Annotated in this window: 20 protein-coding genes; 7 read left to right on the forward strand and 13 right to left on the reverse strand. The window is 71.2% G+C overall.

Translation table 11 applies throughout. From position 1 onward, the window contains the following. Window positions 1-18: 18 nt before the first annotated feature. The 7 genes from ACFWYW_RS43245 to ACFWYW_RS43275 form a co-directional block, all read right to left on the reverse strand. The gene (locus tag ACFWYW_RS43245) at window positions 19-456 is read right to left on the reverse strand and encodes a Fur family transcriptional regulator (RefSeq protein WP_379634939.1); all 438 of its coding nucleotides are present in this window, start codon (window positions 454-456) and stop codon (window positions 19-21) included. Window positions 457-523: 67 nt separating this feature from the next. Continuing rightward, entirely contained in the window at window positions 524-970 is a 447-nt protein-coding gene (locus tag ACFWYW_RS43250; RefSeq protein WP_379618839.1) for a hypothetical protein, read from the reverse strand. Window positions 971-1,040: 70 nt separating this feature from the next. Beyond that, window positions 1,041-1,175, reverse strand: coding sequence for a hypothetical protein (locus ACFWYW_RS43255; protein WP_379618837.1), 135 nt, complete (start codon window positions 1,173-1,175; stop codon window positions 1,041-1,043). A 191-nt stretch (window positions 1,176-1,366) separates the two neighbouring features. Further along, on the reverse strand, window positions 1,367-1,957 hold the full coding sequence (locus ACFWYW_RS43260; RefSeq protein ID WP_379618835.1) for a TIGR00645 family protein: 591 nt from the start codon (window positions 1,955-1,957) through the stop codon (window positions 1,367-1,369). 28 nt (window positions 1,958-1,985) lie between these two features. Continuing rightward, window positions 1,986-2,123, reverse strand: coding sequence for a hypothetical protein (locus tag ACFWYW_RS43265; RefSeq protein WP_184962790.1), 138 nt, complete (start codon window positions 2,121-2,123; stop codon window positions 1,986-1,988). 68 nt (window positions 2,124-2,191) lie between these two features. Then, window positions 2,192-2,398, reverse strand: coding sequence for a hypothetical protein (locus ACFWYW_RS43270; RefSeq protein ID WP_379618833.1), 207 nt, complete (start codon window positions 2,396-2,398; stop codon window positions 2,192-2,194). Between the two features lie 239 nt (window positions 2,399-2,637). Beyond that, complete coding sequence (locus tag ACFWYW_RS43275) at window positions 2,638-3,858, reverse strand: ABC transporter ATP-binding protein (protein WP_379618831.1); 1,221 nt, start codon at window positions 3,856-3,858, stop codon at window positions 2,638-2,640. A gap of 111 nt (window positions 3,859-3,969) precedes the next feature. Here ACFWYW_RS43275 and ACFWYW_RS43280 point away from each other — a divergent pair, with 111 nt between their 5' ends. Further along, window positions 3,970-5,127, forward strand: a complete 1,158-nt coding sequence (locus ACFWYW_RS43280) for a LacI family DNA-binding transcriptional regulator (RefSeq protein ID WP_379618829.1) — start codon at window positions 3,970-3,972, stop codon at window positions 5,125-5,127. 47 nt (window positions 5,128-5,174) lie between these two features. Here ACFWYW_RS43280 and ACFWYW_RS43285 read toward each other — a convergent pair whose 3' ends face one another. Then, complete coding sequence (locus ACFWYW_RS43285; RefSeq protein ID WP_379618827.1) at window positions 5,175-5,660, reverse strand: glutathione peroxidase; 486 nt, start codon at window positions 5,658-5,660, stop codon at window positions 5,175-5,177. Window positions 5,661-6,077: 417 nt separating this feature from the next. On the opposite strand from ACFWYW_RS43285, the gene ACFWYW_RS43290 reads away from it, so the two are divergent. Further along, complete coding sequence (locus ACFWYW_RS43290) at window positions 6,078-6,581, forward strand: transglycosylase SLT domain-containing protein (protein ID WP_379618825.1); 504 nt, start codon at window positions 6,078-6,080, stop codon at window positions 6,579-6,581. On the opposite strand, the gene ACFWYW_RS43295 is transcribed toward ACFWYW_RS43290, so the two are convergent. Continuing rightward, on the reverse strand, window positions 6,578-7,267 hold the full coding sequence (locus ACFWYW_RS43295) for a TetR/AcrR family transcriptional regulator (protein WP_379618823.1): 690 nt from the start codon (window positions 7,265-7,267) through the stop codon (window positions 6,578-6,580). The two genes, ACFWYW_RS43290 and ACFWYW_RS43295, sit on opposite strands and share 4 nt — an antisense overlap. A gap of 85 nt (window positions 7,268-7,352) precedes the next feature. Here ACFWYW_RS43295 and ACFWYW_RS43300 point away from each other — a divergent pair, with 85 nt between their 5' ends. The 5 genes from ACFWYW_RS43300 to ACFWYW_RS43320 all read left to right on the forward strand — a co-directional run bounded on the left by ACFWYW_RS43300 (window position 7,353) and on the right by ACFWYW_RS43320 (window position 14,075). Further along, on the forward strand, window positions 7,353-8,471 hold the full coding sequence (locus tag ACFWYW_RS43300) for a ferritin-like domain-containing protein (RefSeq protein ID WP_379618821.1): 1,119 nt from the start codon (window positions 7,353-7,355) through the stop codon (window positions 8,469-8,471). 40 nt (window positions 8,472-8,511) lie between these two features. Then, complete coding sequence (locus ACFWYW_RS43305; RefSeq protein ID WP_379618819.1) at window positions 8,512-9,090, forward strand: TetR/AcrR family transcriptional regulator; 579 nt, start codon at window positions 8,512-8,514, stop codon at window positions 9,088-9,090. A 47-nt stretch (window positions 9,091-9,137) separates the two neighbouring features. After that, window positions 9,138-9,893 carry an SDR family NAD(P)-dependent oxidoreductase gene (locus tag ACFWYW_RS43310; protein WP_379618817.1) on the forward strand — a complete coding sequence of 252 codons (756 nt, stop codon included), beginning with the start codon at window positions 9,138-9,140 and terminating at the stop codon, window positions 9,891-9,893. 221 nt (window positions 9,894-10,114) lie between these two features. Then, entirely contained in the window at window positions 10,115-11,443 is a 1,329-nt protein-coding gene (locus ACFWYW_RS43315; RefSeq protein WP_379618815.1) for an SWIM zinc finger family protein, read from the forward strand. Between the two features lie 91 nt (window positions 11,444-11,534). Further along, a complete protein-coding gene (locus ACFWYW_RS43320) occupies window positions 11,535-14,075 on the forward strand; it encodes a hypothetical protein (RefSeq protein ID WP_379618813.1) in 2,541 nt (846 codons plus the stop codon). Between the two features lie 15 nt (window positions 14,076-14,090). Here the strand turns inward: ACFWYW_RS43320 and ACFWYW_RS43325 are convergent, their stop codons facing one another. The 4 genes from ACFWYW_RS43325 to ACFWYW_RS43340 are packed head-to-tail and all read right to left on the reverse strand — an operon-like array spanning window position 14,091 to window position 16,712. After that, window positions 14,091-14,366 carry a cation:proton antiporter gene (locus ACFWYW_RS43325; protein WP_379618811.1) on the reverse strand — a complete coding sequence of 92 codons (276 nt, stop codon included), beginning with the start codon at window positions 14,364-14,366 and terminating at the stop codon, window positions 14,091-14,093. Then, a complete protein-coding gene (locus tag ACFWYW_RS43330; RefSeq protein ID WP_379618809.1) occupies window positions 14,363-14,623 on the reverse strand; it encodes a monovalent cation/H+ antiporter complex subunit F in 261 nt (86 codons plus the stop codon). Before ACFWYW_RS43330 ends, ACFWYW_RS43325 begins: the two co-directional genes overlap by 4 nt. Continuing rightward, window positions 14,620-15,159 (reverse strand): Na+/H+ antiporter subunit E, encoded by a 540-nt coding sequence (locus ACFWYW_RS43335; RefSeq protein ID WP_379618807.1) that lies wholly within the window; start codon window positions 15,157-15,159, stop codon window positions 14,620-14,622. Before ACFWYW_RS43335 ends, ACFWYW_RS43330 begins: the two co-directional genes overlap by 4 nt. Continuing rightward, window positions 15,156-16,712, reverse strand: a complete 1,557-nt coding sequence (locus tag ACFWYW_RS43340) for a Na+/H+ antiporter subunit D (protein ID WP_379618805.1) — start codon at window positions 16,710-16,712, stop codon at window positions 15,156-15,158. The genes ACFWYW_RS43335 and ACFWYW_RS43340 overlap by 4 nt, the downstream gene beginning before the upstream one ends. Between the last annotated feature and the right edge of the window lies 1 nt (window position 16,713).

Raw genomic sequence — 16,713 nt, forward strand, 5'->3', positions numbered from 1 at the left:
CGGACTGTCGGATCATGTTCAGGCACTGCGTGCGGTGGTGCAGGCGGGGCACAGGCCCCAGTAGACGACCTCGGCCTCGTCGATCGTGAAGCCCTGGTCGTCGGCGGCTCTCAGGCAGGGCGCGTGGCCGACGGCGCAGTCGACGTCGGCCACGGCACCGCACGAGCGGCACACGACATGGTGGTGGTTGTCCCCGACGCGCCCCTCGTACAGGGCGGGGCTGCCGGCCGGCTCGATGCGCCGGACGAGCCGCGCGGCGGTGAGCGCGTGGAGTGCCTCGTACACGGCTTGCAGCGAGATGTGGCCGACGCGCTCACGCACCCTGGAGGCGATCTCCTCGACACCGAGGTGGTCGCCGTGGCGGACGGTCTCGAGCAGCGCGACACGGGCGGCCGTCACCCGAAGGCCGGCCCCACGCAGTTCCTCGGCGGTGGTCGGAGTCACGGGTGCGGTCATGGCGCCAAAGCTACCCGCATAAACACGAACGATACAAGAGAACTAACGATGCAAGCTTGGCGAACACCTACATGCCGTCACATGACACGGTGGACGCGCCCACGACGTACTCGTCTCCCTCCATCAGGAGCGAGAACGTGACACCGCCCTTCTCGAAGCAGCTCCCCTCGCCGGCGACCCACCGCCAGCCATGACGCAGCGCGACCTCGCGATAGTAGGGCTCCACCTCCGCCCGCGAGGGTCCCGGACGATAGGACTGCTCGACGCTGGCGAAGTAGTCGTCGGTGTCACAGCCGGACTCGCGCTCGCCGCGCGCGAGCGCGCCGGGCGGGCGTAACGCGAGGAGATCGACCGGCGTCAGCGCCCCCTCGATCCGGTCGTACGCCTCGCCGCACCTGCGCCAGTCCTCCAACCCCCAGGGGACCACGGCGATGGCGACGACCGCTAGGGCGGCGACGGCCATGAAGGCGAATGCCGGACCCCACGTGCGTACCGCGTTCACGGCCCAGAACATAGCCGAAAGATCACGAACGTGGGAGCCGGGTGGGTGCCCGCCGCGGCAAGCGGGCACCCGGCTCGGAGGGTCAGGCGTCGTCGTCGGACACCCGGGAGGCGCCGCCGCAGTCGGTGACCGAGGTGCTGAACAGAACGCCGGGGCCGCCACAGGTGCTCACCGGAAGGGAGACCGGTTCGACGATCTCGTCGTTGAAGACGATCACGTCGCCCACGAGGGCCGTGGGCGCCTGGGCGGGTTCCGCCTCAGCGGCCTCGGCCTGGACGGGCTCGGCCTGGGTGGATTCCGCCGGGGCGGGTGCGGCCGGAGCAGGTGCGGCCTGGGTGGGTGCGGCCTGGGCCGGGGATGCCAGCAGCGCGCCGCCGAGCAGTCCGGCGGCCAGGGCGAGGCCGGTCCTCAGGCGGCGATCTGCTTGCGGGGCTGCTCGTCGGCGGCCGGGGTCTGGGGGTCGGACCGGTGGGCGGGACGCGGTCCGTCCATGATGCGATCGATCACCGCGAGCGCGACCGCCGAGAGGATGAAGGTCAAATGAATGAGCGTTTTCCATAGGAGTTCTCTGTCGGTTATGGCGGGCTTGGCCGCGTTGATGAAGATCTGAAGGAGGTGGATGGAGGAGATGCCGATGATCGCCATGGCCAGCTTGACCTTGAGCACGTTGGCGTTCACGTGGGAGAGCCACTGGGGCTGGTCGGGGTGTCCTTCGATCCGCAGCCGCGAGACGAAGGTCTCGTAGCCACCCACGATCACCATGATCAGCAGGTTCGAGATCATCACGACGTCGACCAGGCCGAGCACGATCAGCATCACCGTGGTCTCGGCGGGCCTGCCGCCGAAGCCGAGTTCGATGAGGTGGAGAAGCTCGGCCATGAAGCGCCAGACGTAGACCACCTGGGCGGCGATGAGCCCGAGGTAGAGCGGGGCCTGGATCCAGCGGCTCAGGAACATGACGTAGCCGAGGCGCCTCAGCGCGCCGCGCGGCTGAGGCACTCGGGCTATGGATAGCAGTGGTTGCATCTCAGGAGGTCAGGACGTACAGATTCAGCCTGTCGACGATGGCCTGCACATTGAGGGTGGCCGGGTCGCTGCTGCCCATCAGGGCGGCGGCGACCGCGAGTGCCGCGGCCGTTCTTGCTACGAGGGCTCGGATGTCCAACGGAACTCCTTCGCGAAGGGGGATGCCGGAGGGACGGCGCGGCGTGGCCCGCCGCGCCGCCTGTCGGGTCAGGGCTGAAGGCAGTTGACCGCCGGCACTTCAGCGGGTACGCCCGGCGCGGTGGGGTCGACCAGCGCGGTCACGTCGACGGCCGTTTCGGTGAGGCAGCCGAGCACGGCTGCGGGGTCGACCACGGCGTGGGCCGGTGCGGTGGCCAGCAGCAGGCCACCTGCGGCGAGGGCGGAGAGGGCGAGGAGACGAGTCGTGCGGGGCATGAAACCTCCTGTTTCAGGCTGCGAACGATTACCGACAGTAGTGGATCAGTAACGATCGGCTCAAGAGGTTGGGGTGCCTGGTCAGGATCTTCGCACCTTCTGGACAGCGTTTCCCCAGGTAACAGCTCCGGAGCCGCCTGTCGCGCTACCCAAACAAAAAGGACCCCCGAAGGGGTCCAGGAAACAGCCGATCCCCACCACAGGAGGGGGTTGTGGTGGGGATCGGAGCTCGGGGGGCGTTACTTGCCGATGTTCGCCTCGTGCCCGATCGACAGGCCGGAAGCGGAGTCGAAGAAGTGCAGGTTGTGCGTGTCGATGACCAGGTCGATGCTCTGGCCGGGACGCGCGTGGCTGCGGGCGTTCACGCGGGCGGTCCACAGGGACTTGTCGCCCACGAGCGGCAGCGCGGCCTCGTCGTCGTCGCCGGTGTCCTGGGCGGCGACGGTGTCCTTGTGCTCGACCGGCGGGGCGTCGATCAGGAACAGGACGTTGATCTCGGAGCCGAGCTCCTCGGTGACCTCCGCCTTGACGTGCAGGGTGGCCCAGCCGTTGGCGTGGTTGCCGGCGGAGGCGGCGTCCTCGAAGTCGGAGGGACGGATGCCGAGGATGATCTTCTTGCCGATGTACTGGTCGAGACCGGGCTTGTCGGAGAAGGTCGACTCGGGGATGGAGAGCTTGATGTCGGCGAAGGAGACGGCCGCGCCGCCGCCGTCGCGGACGAGCTCCGCGGTCACGAAGTTCATGGACGGCGAGCCCATGAAGCCGGCGACGAACAGGTTGACCGGCTTGTCGAACAGGTTCTGCGGGGTGTCGACCTGCTGCAGGAGGCCGTCGCGCAGGACGCAGACCCGGTCGCCGAGCGTCATGGCCTCGACCTGGTCGTGGGTGACGTACACGGTGGTGACGCCGAGGCGCTCGTGCAGCGTGTTCAGCGAGGCGCGCATGGAGACACGGAGCTTGGCGTCCAGGTTGGACAGCGGCTCGTCCATGAGGAAGGCCTGCGGCTCACGCACGATGGCGCGGCCCATGGCGACACGCTGGCGCTGACCACCGGAGAGCGCGGCGGGCTTGCGCTTGAGGTAGGTGTCGAGGCCCAGCATCTTGGCGGCCTCGCCGACACGCTTCTGGATCTCCGCCTTGGGCATCTTGCGGAGCTTCAGGCCGAAGGCGAGGTTCTCCTCGACCGTCATGTGCGGGTAGAGCGCGTAGTTCTGGAAGACCATCGCGATGTCGCGATCCTTCGGCGGGAGGTGGTTGACCACCTTGTCGCCGATGGAGATCTCACCGCCGCTGATGTCCTCGAGGCCGGCGATCATCCGGAGCGCGGTCGACTTGCCGCAACCGGATGGGCCGACCAGCACCATGAACTCGCCATCCTTGATCTCAAGGTTGAGCCCGTTCACAGCCTTGACGCCACCGGCGTAGATCTTGTCGACGTTGTTTAGGACGATGGAAGCCATGCGCACTCCTGCGTGGATACGTTTTCATGCATCTCACCCGAAACGGACATCCATGTCAAGAGCCAGGGGCAACACTGGAAAGCGCGTCGAAACCATGATGGAATCGTTTCCATGAAGAGGGCGACCATCAAGGATGTGGCCGAGGCGGCGGGCGTCGGCGTCGCGACCGTATCCCGGGTGCTGTCCGGCGGCTCGGCCAGCCCGCAGACCCGCGAGCGGGTGCTGGCCGTGGCCGCGCAGCTCGACTACCGGCCCAGCGCCCTCGGCCGCAACCTGCGCCAGCAACGTACCGGCGGCATGGGCCTGCTCCTGCCCGACCTGACCGACAGCTTCTACGGCCAGCTTGCCGAGGGCGTGCTCGCCTGCGCCCGCTCGGCCGGGGAGCCGGTGGTGATCGGTTCCACGGCCGACGATCCCGAGCAGGAGGCCGAGCTGATCGGCATGCTGCTGGAGCAGAGCGTCGACCGGCTGATCGCGGTGCCCTGCGGCGACGCCGACACCTGGCGTCCGGCGCTCAAGGCGGGCATGACCGTGGTGTTCGCCGACCGGCTGCCGCCCGAGCCCGACCTGGGCACGCCTCGGCCCGCTCCGGCCGGGGCCGAGCTGGGCGGGGCCGTACCGGAAAGTGAGCTGGAAGGCGCGCTGAGCGGCCTCAGCTCGGCGGCGCTGTCGGAGCTGATGATGCTCGACGGCGTCGGCGCTCTGCCCGGCGCCCGCCCGGCCGCGCCACGGCCCGCCGCGCGGCCGCTGGACGTGCCCGCCATCCTCACCGACGACCGATCGGGCATCCGTACGGCGGTGCAGTACCTCAGGGGCCTGGGCCACCGCCGCATCGCCTACCTGGGCGGCCCCGGCCGCGAACGCAGGGTGGAGGCGTTCCGCCAGGCCGTGGGCGGCGTGCCGGACGAGGAGCTGATCGTCTTCTCCGACGGCAGCCGCGACTCTGCCTACGCGGCGGCCTCCGGCCTCTTCCAGACGCGCCCCGACCTGACCGCGCTGGTGGCGGGCGGCAACATGCTGGGCGAGGCGGCGGTGCTGGCCGCGCGCGAGCTAGACCTGCGCGTGCCCCGCGACCTGTCGGTGGTCATGTACGACGACGTGCCGTGGGCCGAGTTGTGCTCCCCGCCGCTGACGGTGATCGCGCAGCCGGCCCGCGACATGGGCTACCGGGCGGCCGAGCTGGTGCTGCGCGCCGGCTCCCGCCGCCCGCGCAGCGTGCTGCTGCCGACCGAACTGGTCATCCGCGGCAGCTGCGGCCCCCGTCTGTAGGCGTCCTCAAAGTAGGCGTTCTCAGAGCACGCTCAGAGCAGGCGTCCTCAGAGCACGCCTTCGATCGCGCGCACGAGCTCGGGGGCGCCGGGCTCGGTGCCGGGGCGGAAGCGGGCGGCGACCGCGCCGTCCCGGGTGACGAGGAACTTCTCGAAGTTCCACTGGATGTCCCCGCCCGCGCCCTCGGCGTCGGCGGTCTTGGTCAGCTCGGTGTAGAGGGGGTGGCGGGTGTCGCCGTTGACGTCGGCCTTCTCCAGGAGCGGGAAGTCGACCCCGTAGGTCGTCGAGCAGAACTCCTGGATCTCCTCCGCGGAGCCGGGCTCCTGGCCCATGAACTGGTTGCACGGCACGCCGACGACGGTGAAGCCGCGCGGGCCGTACTCCTGCTGGAGTTTGACCAGCCCGGAGTACTGCGGGGTCAGCCCGCAGCGGGAGGCCACGTTCACTATGAGTAGCGCCTTGTCGCCGGCGAGTTCGGCGAGTGTGGTGGGGACGTCCGCGAGGGTGCGGACGGGGATGTCACGAAGGCTCATGATCCCCACAGTACTCCTCCCCAAAACCGCTCAGACCAGGCAAAACCCCACCCCCGGCGGTACGGCGGCGCGCCGGGCCCCCTCTGGCCATCCACGCCCCGCGGGCCCTTTTTCCCAAGCGGGAACCGGATGTTCGAATCCCCCGGCCCAGGAAGCGGCCGGACCGGGCCAACCCGACCCCGCCACAACACAAAGTCCTGTCCTCCGCAGGCCCGAGGTCCCTGACCAGCGCCGACCCCGCGCACTAGAAAACGCCTAGGACATGTCGTGGAGCTTCCGGGCCGCCCTCAACGGGCGGAACCAGATCCCGGGAAGCCGCGCGGACCCTCCTCATCCAAGCCACGGATCGGGGATCGGCAGGTACTGAGCGGTGACGCTGAGTAATCGTCCGCACACGGCCTGACAGCAAGGATCGATTTGGACAGCAAACGCGCTCTGCGCAGCACCCTCGTCACCCTGCTCTCGTTCGCGGGAGCGACCGGCGGGAGTACTGCCGCCGCCTCGGCCGACACCGAGGTGGAGCACCGGGGTATCTGGCGTACCAGCGTGGAGACACCGGACGTCAGGCAAGGGACCTGGAGCACCAAGGCCAGGCCCAAGACCACGCCCAGGCGGCCCGAGGGACGGAACAAGAGGATCGCGCTCGGCCTGGTGGTTCAGCGGGCCTGGTCGCTTCGCGAGTTCCAGTGCCTGGACAGCCTGTGGACCCGGGAGAGCAACTGGAACCACCGGGCGTACAACCGCTCGTCGGGCGCCTACGGAATCCCGCAGGCACTGCCCGGCGGCAAGATGCGGGGAGCCGGGCACGACTGGCGCTACAACCCGGCCACTCAGATCCGCTGGGGCCTGAAGTACATCAAGGGCAGGTACGGCAGGCCGTGCGGCGCTTGGGGTCACTTCAGGTCGCACAACTGGTACTAGGACAGCCGCTCAGGGGAAGGGGCGGCTGCCCCGGAAAGGGCATCCGGCGCGCCGGGTGCCCTTTTCCTGTGGACGGCGATCGCCTGGATGAGCAGTTCCACGCCGAAGTCGAACTCCTCGTCCGGATCGCAGGAGTCGAGCAGCGGCGCCAGCGAGGCGACCGTGGGGAACAACTCGGCGTCGACCCGCTCGGCCCGCATCCTGGCGGGCAGCGGCGCGAACGACGGCGTCACCCCGACCTCGCGCAGCAGCGAGCCCACGATGTAGGCGATGAACATGCGCAGCACCTTCACCGCCTCCGGCCCGTCGAACCCGGCGCTGCGCAGCGTGGCCAGCGCCCGCTCCACCGGCAGCAGCCCCGCGTTGGAGTGGAGTTGCCGGCTGACGACCAGCATGGTCGAGCGGGGATAGTGATGGGCGATCTGGCGGAAGGCGCGCGCCTGGATGCGGACCCGCTCGGTCCACTCGGCGCCGGGGTCGTCGGTGAACTCGATCTCGCTGAGCACCGCCTCGGCCACCTCGGACAGCAGGGCGTCCTTGTTGGGCACGTGGTTGTAGAGCGACATCACGCCCACACCCAGCTCGGCGGCGATCCTGCGCATGGATATCGCGTCGGCGCCCTCGCGCTCGATGAGGCCGATCGCCGCGGTGACGATGCGCTTCTTGGACAGCGGCTCGGAGGGCATGGCTCATTCTAGTTTCATTGACGGACCCCGAGAGTCCATGCGAGCCTGCAGGCATACGTACGGTGTACGTCCCCCTGGAGGCGGCATGTCGACGCACGATCTCTACACGATCCCCGCGGAGCTCTCCACCTGGAACGTGGAGATGGCCGGTTCGAGCAGATTCACCTGGGAGTACGACGACGGCCGCGACCGCATGCTCGCCCTGTACCAGAAGGGCAAGGACAAGCAGTGGGACTCCACCAAACGCATCGACTGGGACCTCGAGGTCGACCCGTACAACGTGCTCGGCATCCCCGACCAGACCATCGCCATCTACGGCACGCCGCTCTGGGACCGGATGGACGAGAAGACGCGCCAGGACGTGCGGCTGCACAGCGCCGCCTGGCAGTTCTCCCAGTTCCTGCACGGTGAGCAGGGCGCCATGATCTGCTCGGCGAAGATCGTGGAGTCGGTGCCCGACCTCGACTCGAAGTTCTACGCCGCCACCCAGACCATGGACGAGGCCCGTCACGCCGAGACCTACGCCCGTTTCCTGCAGGAGAAGGTCGGCCTGGCCTACCCCATCAACGAGCATCTCAAGGCGCTGCTCGACAGCACGCTCGGCGACTCCCGCTGGGACATGCCCTATCTGGGCATGCAGGTGCTCATCGAGGGCCTGGCCCTGGCCGCGTTCGGCGTCATGCGCGACATCACCACCAAGCCGCTGCCCAAGCAGATCCTCGCGTACGTCATGCAGGACGAGGCCCGCCACGTCGCCTTCGGTCGGATGGCGCTGCGCGACTACTACCAGAACCTGACCGAGGCCGAGCGCAACGAGCGCGAGGACTTCGTCATCGAGGGCTGCTACCTCATGCGCGACCGGCTGCGCGGCAGGGAGACCTGGGAGACGATCGGCCTGTCGAAGGCGGACGTCGAGGAGGCCATGCGGGCGGTCGACCAGTCCGAGTACCTGCGGCTGTTCCGGTCGCTGCTGTTCAGCCGGATCGTGCCGTGCGTGAAGGACATCGGCCTCTGGAGCCCGCGCCTGCAGCAGGCCTACGCCGACATGGGCGTCCTGGACATGGCCGGGCAGTCGCTCGACACGCTCATGCGCCAGGACGAGGAGATCGCCGACAAGCTCGACGAGGCCCGCTTCGCCGAGGAGGAGGCGGAACGCCACGCCGAGGTCGCCGAGACCATCGCCCTGGGCGGCGAGCAGGGCTGATATTTGACCGTTCGTTCTTGAATGGGCTAGGTTCTGGGCCATGGCAAGGACGAAGGAGTTCGACCCGGATCTCGCGCTGCACCGGGCCATGGAGCTCTTCTGGCGCAAGGGCTACGAGGCCACCTCCATGGCCGATCTGGTCGAGCATCTGGGTGTGGCGCGGGCCAGCATCTACGCGACGTTCGGCGGCAAGCGCGAGCTCTACCTTCAGGCTTACGAGCGCTACCTGGAGAACGGGGTCGACTTCACGGGGCGGCTGGGCGGTCCCGGGCCGGTGCTGCCGGCCGTACGGGAGCTGGTGCGACAGTACGCCGAGGAGGCCGCGCACGACGCGCAGCGGCGCGGCTGCCTGGTCGTCAATACCGCGGTCGAGCTCGCGCCGCACGACACGGAGATCGCCCGGCGCGTCCGCGTGAACTGGGACTTCGTCGAGGACAGCCTGGCCGCCGCGCTCTCCGGGGCGCGCGAGCGGGGCGAGCTGGCCGAGGGCAAGGATCCGCGGGCGATCGCGCGCCTGCTGCTCGTCGTGCTCCAGGGCCTGCGGGTGATCGGCAAGGCCTCCGACGACGCCGCGCGGGTGCGCGACGCCGCCGAGCAGGCGCTGTCGCTGCTCGACTGATGCCCTTTTTCAAGACTGATCGTTCTTAAATACTGAGGAGTCGTGTCATGCGTTTCAGCGACAAGGTCGTTCTGGTCACGGGTGGCGGCAGCGGGGTCGGGCGGGCCAGCGCGCGGGCGTTCGCGCGGGAGGGCGCCGCCGTGATGGTGGCTGGGCGCAACGCCGGCGCGCTGAAGGAGACAGTCGAGCTCATCGCCGCCGACGGCGGCGAGGCCGCGGCCGTGGCCGCCGACGTGACGCGCGAGGACGACGTCGCCGCGATGGTGGCCGAGACCGTGCGCAGGTACGGCGGGCTGCACGTCGCCCACAACAACGCCGGTGTCCTCAGCGCGCTCGGCCCCGTCGCCGACCTCGACGCCGACACCTGGCGCCACGTCCTGGACGTCAACCTGACCGGCGTGTTCCTGTCGATGAAGCACGAGATCGCCCACATGCGCCAGCACGGCGGCGGCGCGATCGTCAACACCTCCTCCAACATCGGCGCGCACGGCCGCCGCCCCGGCTTCGCCGCCTACGCCACCTCCAAGGGCGCGGTGAGCCTGCTGACCAGGTCCGCTGCCCGCGACCACATCGGCGACGGCATCCGCGTCAACGCCGTCAGCCCCGGGGCCAACGAGGGCCCGATGTCGTCGCTGCCCGGCGAGAGCCACGAGGAGCGCGCCGCCCGCTACGCCTCGCTGATCCCGCTCGGCCGCATCGGCACGCTCGACGAGGTGAGCGCGGCGGTGCTCTGGCTGGCCTCCGACGAGGCCGGGTTCGCCGTCGGCCATGACCTGGTGATCGACGGTGGTGTCACCGCCTGACCCCGGCCGGGCGTACCGGCCTCAACCCCGAAAAGACCACAACCACGGGCCCGAGACAGACCGAAAGCACCACGCGGACAGCGCCGCGAGAGACGCAGGCGGGCCGTCAGTGGCGTGCAGGCGGGCCGGAAGAGACGCGCGGGCGGGCCGGAAATGGCGCGGGTGCAGGGGCGGAACACGCGTCGGCGATTTTGTCGGAGTCGATCTCTAACTTCACCGCCATGACTGCCGTTCAGGCGTACTCCTACGCCGCACCCTCCTTCCTCGACGGCTCCCGGCTGGGCCTGTCCACCTCCGGCGGACGGGCGCTGTCCGGCCCGCTGCCCCGCCCGCGCTTCTTCAGCGGGCTGGTCACCGAAGCCGCCCCCGCCGCCGCAGGGCTGCTGGCCCTGTCGGACGTGGCGATGACCCGCTACCACCAGCCGCGTCCCGGCTGGACCCGCGACCCGGTGGTGACCTGCGACGGGCAGCGGCTGCGGATGGAGTCGTTCTCCGCGTGCGGCGGCGTCTACGCCCGGCTCGACCTGGCCGCGCTCGACGGCGACATCCTCGACCGCGGCACCACCAACGTCGACGTCAACGGCCCGCTGCGCGAGGCGCTGGCCCGCGTCGGCGGCAAGGACCCGCTCCACCTGGGCGTGGGCGCCGACGAGATGTCCGTGACCACGCTCGACGGCGCGGTCGTGGAGAAGAAGGTCCCGCTGCCGCCGCGCTGGCTGCGCGGCTTCGCCGAGGTCCAGGTCATCGCCGCCGGGTTCGACCTGCGCGCGGAGCTGACCGGCCCGCACGCGGTGCGCTTCCTGCGCTCGCTGCCGCGCGCCGCCAGCGCCACCGTCTGGGTCACCCCCGCCGGACGCGACCTGCGCGTCCACACCGACGCCCGGCCCGGCGCCGTCTGCCTGGCGGGCGCGGGCCGCGTCGCGACGCTCCTGCCGCTGCTGCGCTTCGCCAAGGCCCTGCGCGTGTACGGCCCGCCCGCCGGATCCGGTTCCACCGCGAGCGTATGGGAGCTGGAGCTGCCCGGGATGCGCTACACGCTGGCCATCTCCCCCGCGCCCTCGCGCGGCTTCTCCGGCGAGGGCGCCGTCCTCGACCACCTGTCCACCGACGAGGCGGCGGGCGACGCCGACGTGCTGGCCCCGCTGCTCGCCTTCGAGCCGGCCATCGAGGTCGGCGCGCTCGCCGACGCCTCCGGCCTGGCGCCGGCCCGCGTACGGGCGGCGCTGACCCAGCTCGGCACGGCGGGCCGGGTCGGCTACGACCTCCACGAGAGCGCCCACTTCCACCGGGAGCTCCCCTACGACCGCGACCAGGTCGCCGAGCTCAACCCGCGGCTGACCGCCGCCCGCGCGCTGGCGTCCTCCGGGGCGGTGCGGGTGTCGGGCGATCGGGCCGAGGTGACCACGCCGGGCGGCGTCAGGATCGTCGGGCTGGCCGACGGTTCGTGCACGTGCGAGTGGTGGTTCGACCACCGCGGCTCACGCGGGCCGTGCAAACACGTGCTCGCCGCCAGGATCGTCGCCCGCGTGGCCGTCGGGGTGAACGCGTGAACGGGCAGGCGTGGAAGAGCCGCGCCGACCGTCAAGGTGGTCGTGTGAACGGGCAGGCGTGGGAGAGCCGCGCGGGCGTCAAGGTGGTCGCGTGAACGGCCGGGCGTGGGAGGCCGTGCGCAAGGGGATCACCCGGGGCGACGCGGGTGAGGTCGCCGAGCGGGTCCTGGAGCTGGACGAGGCCGGGCGGCGTGAGGTCGCCCGCGAACTGCCCGGCCACATCGCCCCGGCCAGGGCGGCGCAGCGGCGGCTGGCCGAACGGCGGCGCACCTGGGACTGGCAGCTGACCCAGGAGTGGATCGAGCCCATGCGGGTGGCCGGAGCGGGCACGATCGGCGGGGCGGCGGCGGTCGCGAGCTGGCTCTACCGGCGCGAGTTCGCCCGATGGTCACCGGTGTCCGACATGGAGCCGCTGCTGAAGGTCATCGCGGCCCGCCCGGCCGCGTGGCAGGCCGACCTGGCCGTACGGCTGGCGCTGCGGCTGCGCGGCTCGCGCGCCCAGGCCGGTGACGACAGCGCCGCCCTGGCGCTGGAGTTGCTGCGCAGGACCGGGACCGTGCCGCCCGACCACGAACCGCTGGTCGCCGCCTGGGTCGCCCTACCGCCCAAACTGCCTGACGATCCGCTGGCGGCGTACCTGCTGCCGCGGATGTTCGAGGCGGAAGGGGTGGGCCGGGCCCTGCGCGAGGACCGGATCGAGCCGCCGCAGTGGGAGTGGGAGCCGCAGCACTCCTGGTCGCGCACGCTGCGCGACCTGGCCGCCTCCGGCGTCCTCGACCGCGAGATGCTCACCGACGGCTGCGTGCGCCGGTTCCTGCGCGGTGGCAACGCCGCCGACCTGCGCTTCTTCGTCCGCCTGCACGAGCTGCTCGATCCCGCCCCGAATCCCGGCCGCGCCCGCGACTACCTGCGGCTGCTGCCCGCCGCGCCGGGGCCGATCGCCGAGGTGGCGCTCAAGCAGTTGCGGGGCACGCTCGACGGCGACGACGCCGGTGAGGCGGTGTCCGCGCTGCTGTTCCGGCCCGAGAGCAAGCTGGTGCGGGCCGGGCTGACCTGGCTGGACCGTCTGGCCCGCGAGAGCGACGGCGACCTCGACCACCTGGCGCCCGCGCTGGCGTCGGCGTTCCTGTGCGAGTCCTACCCGGTCCAGGAGCGGACGGTACGGCTGGCCGTACGGCATGCGGGGCGTTTCACCCCCGTCGGCGCCGAGGCGGTGCGCGAGGCGGCGACCGTGCTGCCGTCGGACCTGCTCGCCCGGCTGTCCGAGGCGTACGGCCACGTGGAGCCGGAGGGCGGCCTGGACGACGGATTCGTGCCGGTCGCACTGCCGGAGTTCAAGCCGCCTGTCCATGAGCTGGACCCGTTCGAGCAGTGGCTCGACGGATTCGTCAAGGACGCGCCGGCGGCGGGCGGGCGGCGCGGGCCGGCCGCCGTGCGCGGGGCGGTGATGGCGGCGCTGAACCTGCCCCGGAGCCGTCTCGACGCCGAGCGCACCTGGAGCAGCGTGGATCTGTGGGCCGAGGCGCTGATGCGCGAGGCCGCCCATCCGGGTGAGCGCACGGGAGAGCCGCGGGAGCACCTGCCGAAGCCGCGCACGGTCGCCGCGCCGCACCGGATGATGCTGGAGCGGTGCGCCGAGATCCTGGCCGGGCTGCGGGCAGGGACGCTGCCGCCGTACCTGCTGGCGCCGCCCACGACGGCGGCGGGGCAGGTCGAGGCCGCCGAGCTGGTCACCCGGCTGGAGGGCTACGAGCGAGTCGGGGCGCAGGCGCTGCCCGCCGACCTGCAGCAGGCGTTGCTGAGGCTGCCGCGCGCGGTCCCGGCGGAGGTGGCCGAGCGGGCCGGGCGGCTCACGTCCGAGGCGGGAGCCACGCTGGCGCGCTGGCTGGCCGACCGGCCCGAGCCGCGCCTGCGGGTGGTGTGGCGCGGGCTGCGGCCGCAGGTCGTCGTGCACCTGGAGCGGACCGGGCTCGATCTGGTCGACGCGCTGCTCGGACGGGTGTCCTCCACCCGGCTCGGACAGTCGATGGAGGACTGGCACCGGGTGCTGCCGTCGGACCGGGAGGCGCTGGCCATGCACCTGCTACCGCACGTGCACGCGACCTGGGAGCGGCCGACGAACTTCGGCGACCTCGTGTCGGCCGTGTTCCATCTGGAGGGCCCGGCCGGTGAGGCCGTCGGGGCGCTGCTGGCCGCCCTGCTCGGCGAGCGCGAGTGGTACATGCCGGCGGAGCGGGCCGAGCGGCTGCTGCTGGAGGCCGCGGCCACCGGCGGCCTGCCCGCCGAGCGGTGCGGCCACCATCTCGGCCTGGCGCTGCGGGCGGGCCTGATCAAGTCGGCCGAGGCGCGCTCTTCCCTGGAGTCCTGTGCCAGGCAGGGCGCGCACCGCGAGGTCTGGGAGATCATGACCGGCCTGCTCACGTCCTACCTGCCGGCCGCCGACGAGCGGGGCACCGCCGCCCACACCCGGATCCTCGCCTTCGCCTTGGACGTGGCCCGCTGGGCCGGCGCTCACGGCGCGGTGGGGGTCGTCGCGCAACTCGCCGACCGGCCCCGCTCCAGCGCTCTGGTCCGCGCGGCCCGCGTCCTGGACGACCACCTCACCGCGGAGAAGTCCCGCCAAGCCTCATGACGCGGACGACCGTGATCAGTCGGACAGGTACGCGGCGCGGCCGACCACATAGGTGGCCACGGCCACGGTGATGATCTGCGCGCAGCCCACGATGAGCAGCGGTCCGCCCGTGGCCGCCGTGGGCTCGCGCAGCCACATGCCGGCCAGGATGAGCAGGATGCCGGGCACCTGGGGCTTGCTGCCGGCGTGCATGCGGGCCAGAGTGCCGGGGAAGCGGACAAGGCCGACCCCGGCCACGAAGGTCAGCGCCGCGCCGAGCAGCAGGCAGGTTCCGGCGAGGACGTCGGTCATCGGCCGCTCCTGGCGAAGAACCTGGCCAGGCAGACCGACCCGACGAAGCCCAGCAGCGACAGGACGAGCAGGATCGGTATCGCCGAGTATTCGCGGTAGACGGCGGCGGCGGTGCCGACGGCGCACATGGCCACGGCCGTCAGCACGTCGAAGGCGACCGCCCGGTCCAGCATCGAGGGGCCGCGGGCCAGCCGGTAGACGGTCATCGCCGCCGCGCCGCCGAGCAGGATCACCACCGCGACGTAGACCACGCTCATCGGAGTTCCTCCCTGTCGGCCCTGGTGCCGAAGACGGCGATCACCCGGCTTTCGAGCCGGGTGACCTCCTCCTGGACCGAACCGGTGTCCGTGGTGCCGAGCACGTGCACGACCAGTTCCTTCCTTCCGGTGTAGGCCTCGACGACGAGGCTGCCGGGCAGCGACGACAGCGCCACGATGATCAGCGTGGTCATCGGCTCCGACGAGGTGCGCAGCGTCGCGGTGGCCAGGTGGACCGGCGGGTCGCAGGCCCCCGGCCGCAGCGCCCACCAGGCCACGCGCACGCTGGAGACGACCATGTCCAGCGCGTAGCGGGGCAGGAAGGCCAGCAGCGCCACGGGCCTGAGCCGGATGCCGGGATCGAGCAACGGCAGCGGCAGCATCCAGGAGATGACCGCCCCGGCCAGCAGCCCGCCCAGGACGTTGCCGACGCTGAGGTCGCCCCACAGCAGCACCCAGACGAGCGCCAGCCAGATCACCAGCGGCAGCGGCACGTGCCGCCCGAACACCCGCGGCGCGAACAGACGCGTCCTCATCGGCCGCTCCCCGACACGGCCTCCAGGTACGGCTGCCGCGCCATCAGCTCACCGGCGGCCCGCCCGGCCAGCGCCGACAGCGGCCCGGCCAGAACCGTGTACGACAGGGCCAGCACGACCAGCGCCGCCGTGGCGGCCACCATGGGCCAGGGCGGCAGCACGGTGGTGCGGATCGCGCCCTCCTCCGACGACTCCTCGCTGTCCAGCACGGTCTCCTCCGCTCCGGCCGCGGCCGGCGGGCTGCGCCAGAACGCCTTGCCCCAGGTCTTGGCCACGGCGTACAGGGTCAGCAGGCTGGTCACGAGGCTGCCGGCGACCAGGGTGAGCGCCAGCGGTCCGCCGTCGGCCAGCCCCGCCTGAACCAGCAGAAGTTTCCCCAAAAATCCGGACATGGGGGGTATCCCGGACAGGTTCATGGCCGGGATGAAGAAGAGCACGGCGATCAGCGGGGCCAGCCGCATCAGCCCGCCGAGCCGGTCCACGGACGTGGTGCCGGTGCGCCGCTCGATCAGTCCGGTCACCAGGAAGAGGCTGGTCTGGACGGTGATGTGGTGCACGACGTACATGACGGCGCCGGCCATGCCGGCGATCGACGACAACGCGACGCCGTACACCATGTAGCCGATGTGACTGACCAGGGTGAAGGAGAGCATGCGTTTGATGTCGGTCTGGGCGACGGCGCCGGCGACGCCGATCAGCATGGTCAGCAGGGCGGCCCACATGAGGATCGTGGACACGGGCCCGCCGGGGAACAGCAGGGCCTCCAGCCGGATGATCGAGTAGATGCCGACCTTGGTGAGCAGGCCGGCGAAGACGGCGGTGGCCGGGGCCGGGGCGGTGGGGTAGGAGTCGGGCAGCCAGGCGGACATGGGGAAGACCGCCGCCTTGATCGCGAAGACCAGCAGCAGCGTGAGCTCGACCAGCAGCTTGAGGTGCTGCGGCAGCCCGGCGAAGCGCTCGGCGAGCTGGGCCATCGACAGGGTGCCCGTGCTGGCGTAGGTGATCGCGAGCGCGATCAGGAAGAGCATGGACGAAGCCAGCCCCATGACCGTGTACGTGGCGCCGGCCCGGATGCGCGGCAGGGTCCCGCCGAAGGTGAGCAGCACGTACGAGCCGCCCAGCAGCATCTCGAAGGCGACGAACAGGTTGAACAGGTCACCGGACAGAAACGCGTCCGCCACCCCCGCGACCATGATCAGGTACGCCGGGTGGAAGATCGCCATCGGCGCCAGGTGCTCCTGGTCGGCGTAGGCGTTGGCCAGCGAGTAGAGCATGACGCAGAACGTCACCGCCGACGACACCACCAGCATGAGCGTGGACAGGCGGTCGGCGACCAGGCAGATGCCGGTCGGCGCCGGCCAGCCCCCGACGCACGCGACCAGCGGGCCGCCGCGGTCGGCCGCCACGAGCAGGATCAGCGAGATCACGACCATGGCGCCCAGCGTCGCCAGGCTGATCAGCGCGTGCAGCCGGCGCAGCCGCCCGCCGATGGCCAGCTTCAGTGCCGCGGCCAGCAGGGGCAGCAGCACCGGCGCCGGGATCAGCGCCTGCATG

The sequence above is a fragment of the Nonomuraea sp. NPDC059023 genome (genome assembly GCF_042740095.1).
Taxonomy (GTDB): domain Bacteria; phylum Actinomycetota; class Actinomycetes; order Streptosporangiales; family Streptosporangiaceae; genus Nonomuraea.

Coding starts and splice junctions, on each gene's coding strand:
- ACFWYW_RS43245 (WP_379634939.1), bottom strand. CDS start 456: ATGACCGCACCCGTGACTCCGACCACCGCCGAGGAACTGCGTGGGGCC.
- ACFWYW_RS43275 (WP_379618831.1), bottom strand. CDS start 3,858: ATGGCTTCCATCGTCCTAAACAACGTCGACAAGATCTACGCCGGTGGC.
- ACFWYW_RS43250 (WP_379618839.1), bottom strand. CDS start 970: ATGTTCTGGGCCGTGAACGCGGTACGCACGTGGGGTCCGGCATTCGCC.
- ACFWYW_RS43340 (WP_379618805.1), bottom strand. CDS start 16,712: ATGCAGGCGCTGATCCCGGCGCCGGTGCTGCTGCCCCTGCTGGCCGCG.
- ACFWYW_RS43280 (WP_379618829.1), top strand. CDS start 3,970: ATGAAGAGGGCGACCATCAAGGATGTGGCCGAGGCGGCGGGCGTCGGC.
- ACFWYW_RS43330 (WP_379618809.1), bottom strand. CDS start 14,623: ATGAGCGTGGTCTACGTCGCGGTGGTGATCCTGCTCGGCGGCGCGGCG.
- ACFWYW_RS43300 (WP_379618821.1), top strand. CDS start 7,353: ATGTCGACGCACGATCTCTACACGATCCCCGCGGAGCTCTCCACCTGG.
- ACFWYW_RS43315 (WP_379618815.1), top strand. CDS start 10,115: ATGACTGCCGTTCAGGCGTACTCCTACGCCGCACCCTCCTTCCTCGAC.
- ACFWYW_RS43310 (WP_379618817.1), top strand. CDS start 9,138: ATGCGTTTCAGCGACAAGGTCGTTCTGGTCACGGGTGGCGGCAGCGGG.
- ACFWYW_RS43295 (WP_379618823.1), bottom strand. CDS start 7,267: ATGCCCTCCGAGCCGCTGTCCAAGAAGCGCATCGTCACCGCGGCGATC.
- ACFWYW_RS43305 (WP_379618819.1), top strand. CDS start 8,512: ATGGCAAGGACGAAGGAGTTCGACCCGGATCTCGCGCTGCACCGGGCC.
- ACFWYW_RS43285 (WP_379618827.1), bottom strand. CDS start 5,660: ATGAGCCTTCGTGACATCCCCGTCCGCACCCTCGCGGACGTCCCCACC.
- ACFWYW_RS43335 (WP_379618807.1), bottom strand. CDS start 15,159: ATGAGGACGCGTCTGTTCGCGCCGCGGGTGTTCGGGCGGCACGTGCCG.
- ACFWYW_RS43270 (WP_379618833.1), bottom strand. CDS start 2,398: ATGCCCCGCACGACTCGTCTCCTCGCCCTCTCCGCCCTCGCCGCAGGT.
- ACFWYW_RS43325 (WP_379618811.1), bottom strand. CDS start 14,366: ATGACCGACGTCCTCGCCGGAACCTGCCTGCTGCTCGGCGCGGCGCTG.